We start from the raw sequence: 4907 nt of genomic DNA on the forward strand, positions 1-4907 counted from the left end.
GCGCCATACTCGGCGGCCAGCGACCGGGCGGCGCCGGTGTTCCGTCCCCAGACCGCGGCCAGCGAGACGCCGGGAGTGGACGCGAGGGCGGGTGCGTGCGCGATCCTGGCCCAGTGGCCGGTGCCCACAAGGCCGAAGCGCATCAGACCTCGGCGACCTCGAACAGCAGGCTGGGCGCGCCGGTGGTCGCGAACTTGGCCACGTCGGCGGCGCACGCCGCGCCTACCGGCGAGCGCAGCGCGGCTTGCGCGGACGCCATGTCCGCCCAGTCAAGCTCGGCGATCAGGTAGTACTGCGCGTTCGCCGCGAGGTTCCTGCTGATCGTGTACCTGACCAGCCCGGGCAGCTGCTTGGCCAGCGGTATGTGGATCTCGTTGTAGTACTTGTCGAAGGCCACGGCGTCTTCTGGCGGGTTGTACAGAACAAGGAGTCGCACCATGGCACTGATGCTACGGCCAGGACCCGTGGCGCGTAAGGTCTGACGAGTGCGTGTCGTTCTGGCTTCCGCTTCCCCCGCCAGGCTCGCGGTGCTGCGCGCCGCCGGCCTCGATCCGCAGGTCATCGTCAGCGGCGTCGACGAGGACGCCTTCGACGCACCCACCACGGCGGAACTCACCGGCATGCTTGCCGCGGCCAAGGCCGCCGCGGTCGCCGCATCGCTCACTGACGGCCTGGTTATCGGCTGTGACTCGCTGCTCGACTTGGACGGGCGCCCGTACGGCAAGCCCGCGTCGCCGCAGGAGGCCGTCGCCCGCTGGCACCAGATGGCGGGAAAGTCCGGCACGCTGTGCACGGGGCACTGCGTGATCGACGTCGCCACCGGGCGCCGCGCGGCGGCGGTGGCCACGACCACGGTGCGCTTCGGCACCCCGGCGGACGAGGAGATTGACGCCTACGTCGCCACGGGCGAACCGCTCAGCATGGCGGGCGCGTTCACGATCGAAGGCCTCGGCGGCTGGTTCGTCGACTCCATCGACGGCGATCACAACAACGTGATCGGCATCTCCCTGCCGTTGCTTCGCGGGCTGCTGCTCGACCTGGACGTCACGATCCCCGCGCTGTGGGGTCAGTACAGCCGCTTGGCGTAGCTGTCCGGCGCGTAGTACTCCTCAAGTTCCGCGACCGTCTCGGGTGTGTCCTGCGCCGCCTTGCACAGTGCCGCGATCGACGGCAGCGCGTCGGGTTTCCAGCTCTCTGGTTCCCACAGCTCGGACCGCATGAACGCCTTGGGGCAGTGCGAGAACACCTGATCGATCTCCACCACCAGCGCCAGCACCGGGCGCTGCCCGCGCACCGCGAGGTCGTCGAAGAAGGGCGCGTCCCGCACCAGCCGGGCGCGCCCGTTGATGCGCAGCGTGTCGTTCCGGCCGGGGATCAGCGAGATGATCCCGACGTGCGGGTTGGCGAGGATGTTGAGGTAGCCGTCGGCACGCTTGTTGCCGGGGCGCTCGGCGATCGCCACGGTGCGGGGATCGAGCACGTGGACAAGGTGCCCGGCCGGGTCGCCCTTGGGCGACGCGTCGCAGTTCCCCGCGGCGTCCGACGTCGCGAGCACGCAGAACGGCGACGCCTTCAGCCATTCGATCTGCGTCGGGTGCAGTTGCCGCCGCACCTTCGTCACCGCGCGGCCCGCGGGAAACCCGCCGAGCACTTCGCGGAGTTCCGCTTCGCTGGTGATCTCCGTGACGTTCATGCTCACAAGGGTATAAAGGAGCGTATAAAGGACTGCGCGGACGGCTTCTCGGACAGCAGCGACGGCGACCCGATTATCTTGCTGTCGGGCTTGCCGACGACTTCCTCGTCCTTTCCGTCGTAATCGAACTGCTCGAGGATGTGCCGCATCGCCTCGAGCCTGGCGCGCTTCTTGTCGTTGCTCTTCACCACCGTCCACGGCGCGTGCTCCGAGTCGGTGTAGAAGAACGTCGCCTCCTTGGCCTCGGTGTACTCGTCCCATTTGTCCAGGGACAGGATGTCCATCGGCGACAGCTTCCACTGCCGGACAGGGTCGACCTGCCTGATCACGAACCTGGTCCGCTGCTCGCTTCGCGTCACAGAGAACCAGAACTTCGTCAGCGACAGCCCCGAGTTCACCAGCATCCGCTCGAAGTCCGGCGCCTCGCGCATGAACTCGGCGTACTCGTCAGGCGTGCAGAACCCCATCACCCGCTCGACTCCGGCCCTGTTGTACCAGGACCGGTCGAACATCACGATCTCCCCGGCGCCAGGCAGGTGCGTCACGTACCGCTGGAAGTACCACTGGGTCCGCTCGCGCTCCGTTGGCTTCTCCAGCGCGACGACGGTCGCGCCGCGCGGGTTCAGGTGCTCGGTGAACCGCTTGATCGTGCCGCCTTTGCCCGCCGCGTCCCTGCCCTCGAAGACGATGACGATCCGCTGGCCGGTGTCCTTGACCCAGTTCTGCAGCTTGACCAGCTCGATCTGCAGCAGCCGCTTGGCGTGCTCGTAGTAGTCGCGCGACATCCGCTCTTCGTACGGATAGTCCTCGCGCCAGGTGTCGACGGGGGTGCCGTCCGCCCAGAGCAGCACGGGGTCGTCGTCGTCGGTGTCTTCCACGGTCAGCCCGGCGAGGACCGCGAGGTCCTCCGGGTCCGTGGACCCAGGCGAAGGCAGCTCTCTCATCACGCTTATAGCAGAACACATCAACCGGGCCAGGTCACGGGCTGGGGTTGCTGTTTGGCCGTACGCCGGCGCCGGTTCTCTCCCATTTACCGGAACGGACCGTGCGTCCTCTCCCCGCTCTGTTACTCGCGTAGCCTGTGCGGCATGGGTGAGGCCGTGATCTATACCGACGGGGCATGCAGCGGGAACCCGGGACCCGGCGGCTGGGGTGCCGTGCTGCGGTACGGGAGCGCGGTGCGGGAACTGCACGGCAGCGACCCGCTGTCGACGAACAACCGCATGGAGCTGACGGCCGTGATCTCGGCGCTGGAGGCGCTGAACCGCCCGGCGACGGTCACGCTGTACACCGATAGCCGGTACGTGCTCGACGGGATCACCAAGTGGCTCCCCGGCTGGCAGCGCAACGGGTGGCGGACGGCCGGCCGGCAGCCGGTGAAGAACCTGGACCTGTGGCAGCACCTGGTCAAGGCGATGGCCCCGCACGAGATCACCTGGCGATGGGTCAAGGGACACAACGGGGACCCGGGCAACGAGCGTGCCGACGAACTCGCCAGGGAGGGCATCGCCGAAGCCCTCGCCGCCGCCCGCTAGGCCCGGGGCAAGAAGACTACCTCTCCGGCTGAAGCGGCTTCGGTCGCTAGCAGGGAGTTGAGCGCGCTCGTGACAGCGGCTACGAACGCGCGGTTTTGCGGGAAGGTCTTGGTGCTGACCAGGATCAGCCCTGCGTGCGGCCGGTTGGCTGCTCGGTACCGCGCGTGGAGCGACATGAAGTCCTTGATGTTCGCCGTGACCAGCGATCGTCCTGCCTCGGTCGCGCCGATGAGGATTTCTTCATCGGGCAGCCCGGTGAACTCGGGGCTGGTCACGACCGCCCGGACGTCGTGTCCCTTGGCGCACAACTGTTCCGCCATCGATCCAGGGAACATCTCGTCAAGGAGCAGCCGGCGAGGCACCGGCGCTACCCGGCCAGGAGCTCTTGTTCGCGGTGCCAGGCCCGCTCGGCGTTCTCCTCGGCAGCGTCGGCCGCGGCCACCTCGGCGTCAATCTCGTCGGGATATGAGGCCCAGTAGCCGGTCGCCACGCGGATCAGCCGCACGGGAACCCCGGTGTTCTCGGAGACCATCGTGAGAAGCTCCCGCTCACCGAGATCGGGCTCTGCGGTGCGCGCTGACCTGACCGCCCGCACGACCTCCCACACGTCCGGTCCGGCGGCTAGGCCGGCCCGCCGTCCGGTCGGGCCGGTCCTGAAGATCACGCCGGGGTGTTCCATCATGCGAAGCCCCTCGTCTACCAGCATGTTGGCCGCTGCCGACAGCGACAGCCCGTGGTTAATGGAGACAAACGCGGCGAGCCGGTCGGCTACCACCATGTCGAAACGCACGGGAGTCGGGTTCTTCTTCGGCATGACTACAATGTAGTTTATTGGAGTCGCTACGTCCAGCTAGAAGTTCGCCTAGCCTGCTAATAAGCAAGCAGGCCGCCCGCCGGAATGGCGGACGGCCTGCGCGGGCGGAAGAGGCTTAGCAGCGGCCGACGTACAGGCCGGCGGTGTACGTGGTCCACGGGGACCAGTTGGTGCCGTCGTCGGACAGGATGATCGCGGACCTGGCATTGCCGAGGGCGTTGTAGGTGGCCAGCGAGCCGTTGGAGGCATTGATCTGCCAGTACCCGAAGTCGTCGGTCGGGCTGAGAGCGTACTGGTTGCCGCCGGACTCGGCCATCGCGATCTCGGCCGCCATGAACGCGTGCGACGGGTTGCCGCCCGCGGCGTCCCACAGCTGCTCCAGGCCTGAGCAGCCGAGCGTGCCGCTCAGCGAGCCTGACCCGCCGTGCGAGCTGGTGTGGCTGCCCTGCGTGGCGGCCTGGACGGTGACGGTGCCGCCGCTGGAGTGGCTGCCGCTCCCGCTGCTGTCACTGTGGTGACTGGTGCTCGTGGTCACCACCGGAGCGGCCGGCTTGGCGTGCTTCGGGACGTAGCTGCTGAGCGTGAAGTTCGCGGGCGGGTCGGACGGAACGAACAGGGTCTCACCCGGGTAGATCAGGTTGGGGTCCGAGACGGTCTTGTCGTTCTCGTGGTAGAGCCACTGCCAGTCGGCTGCCTTGTGGTAGTAGTGCTCGGCGATCCCGGACAGCGTGTCACCGGACTTGACCTTGTAGTGCGTGTTGCTCGCCGGGCCAGTCGTCGCGGCGTGCCGCGCCGTCGAGGTGCTGCTGACGAGGACGGCGTGCGCCGAGTCCGAGTCGAGCGTCGCCGTCGCGCCCTGCCGCTG

8 protein-coding genes are annotated in these 4907 nt (G+C 67.9%); 2 read left to right on the plus strand and 6 right to left on the minus strand.

Annotated elements, in window-relative coordinates:
• Positions 1 to 142 precede the first annotated feature (142 nt).
• Positions 143 to 439: an EthD family reductase gene (locus WA805_RS16355; RefSeq protein WP_422274444.1), complete on the minus strand. Its 297-nt coding sequence runs from the start codon at positions 437 to 439 to the stop codon at positions 143 to 145.
• 46 nt (positions 440 to 485) lie between these two features.
• Between WA805_RS16355 and WA805_RS16360 the strand changes: the two genes are divergently transcribed.
• Positions 486 to 1088 (plus strand): Maf family protein, encoded by a 603-nt coding sequence (locus tag WA805_RS16360; RefSeq protein ID WP_422274442.1) that lies wholly within the window; start codon positions 486 to 488, stop codon positions 1086 to 1088.
• Here the strand turns inward: WA805_RS16360 and WA805_RS16365 are convergent.
• Together WA805_RS16365 and ppk2 are read right to left on the minus strand one after the other, a co-directional pair.
• Positions 1067 to 1693 (minus strand): pyridoxamine 5'-phosphate oxidase family protein, encoded by a 627-nt coding sequence (locus WA805_RS16365; RefSeq protein ID WP_422274440.1) that lies wholly within the window; start codon positions 1691 to 1693, stop codon positions 1067 to 1069. The genes WA805_RS16360 and WA805_RS16365 overlap by 22 nt on opposite strands.
• Positions 1694 to 1695: 2 nt before the next feature.
• Complete coding sequence (gene ppk2, locus WA805_RS16370; protein ID WP_424564749.1) at positions 1696 to 2637, minus strand: polyphosphate kinase 2; 942 nt, start codon at positions 2635 to 2637, stop codon at positions 1696 to 1698.
• A gap of 144 nt (positions 2638 to 2781) precedes the next feature.
• Between ppk2 and rnhA the strand changes: the two genes are divergently transcribed.
• Positions 2782 to 3228, plus strand: coding sequence for a ribonuclease HI (gene rnhA, locus WA805_RS16375; protein ID WP_422274436.1), 447 nt, complete (start codon positions 2782 to 2784; stop codon positions 3226 to 3228).
• On the opposite strand, the gene WA805_RS16380 is transcribed toward rnhA, so the two are convergent.
• The 3 genes from WA805_RS16380 to WA805_RS16390 form a co-directional block, all read right to left on the minus strand.
• Entirely contained in the window at positions 3225 to 3590 is a 366-nt protein-coding gene (locus tag WA805_RS16380) for a DUF5615 family PIN-like protein (RefSeq protein ID WP_422289820.1), read from the minus strand. The genes rnhA and WA805_RS16380 overlap by 4 nt on opposite strands.
• Before the next feature lie 5 nt (positions 3591 to 3595).
• Positions 3596 to 4042, minus strand: a complete 447-nt coding sequence (locus tag WA805_RS16385) for a hypothetical protein (RefSeq protein ID WP_422274432.1) — start codon at positions 4040 to 4042, stop codon at positions 3596 to 3598.
• A gap of 115 nt (positions 4043 to 4157) precedes the next feature.
• A partial coding sequence (locus WA805_RS16390) for a LysM peptidoglycan-binding domain-containing protein (RefSeq protein WP_425242760.1) occupies positions 4158 to 4907 on the minus strand: 750 nt, incomplete at its 5' end.

The sequence above is a fragment of the Trebonia sp. genome (assembly GCF_049794275.1).
GTDB lineage: Bacteria > Actinomycetota > Actinomycetes > Streptosporangiales > Streptosporangiaceae > Trebonia.

Coding starts and splice junctions, on each gene's coding strand:
- WA805_RS16365 (WP_422274440.1), bottom strand. CDS start 1,693: ATGAACGTCACGGAGATCACCAGCGAAGCGGAACTCCGCGAAGTGCTC.
- rnhA (WP_422274436.1), top strand. CDS start 2,782: ATGGGTGAGGCCGTGATCTATACCGACGGGGCATGCAGCGGGAACCCG.
- WA805_RS16385 (WP_422274432.1), bottom strand. CDS start 4,042: ATGCCGAAGAAGAACCCGACTCCCGTGCGTTTCGACATGGTGGTAGCC.
- WA805_RS16355 (WP_422274444.1), bottom strand. CDS start 439: ATGGTGCGACTCCTTGTTCTGTACAACCCGCCAGAAGACGCCGTGGCC.
- ppk2 (WP_424564749.1), bottom strand. CDS start 2,637: ATGAGAGAGCTGCCTTCGCCTGGGTCCACGGACCCGGAGGACCTCGCG.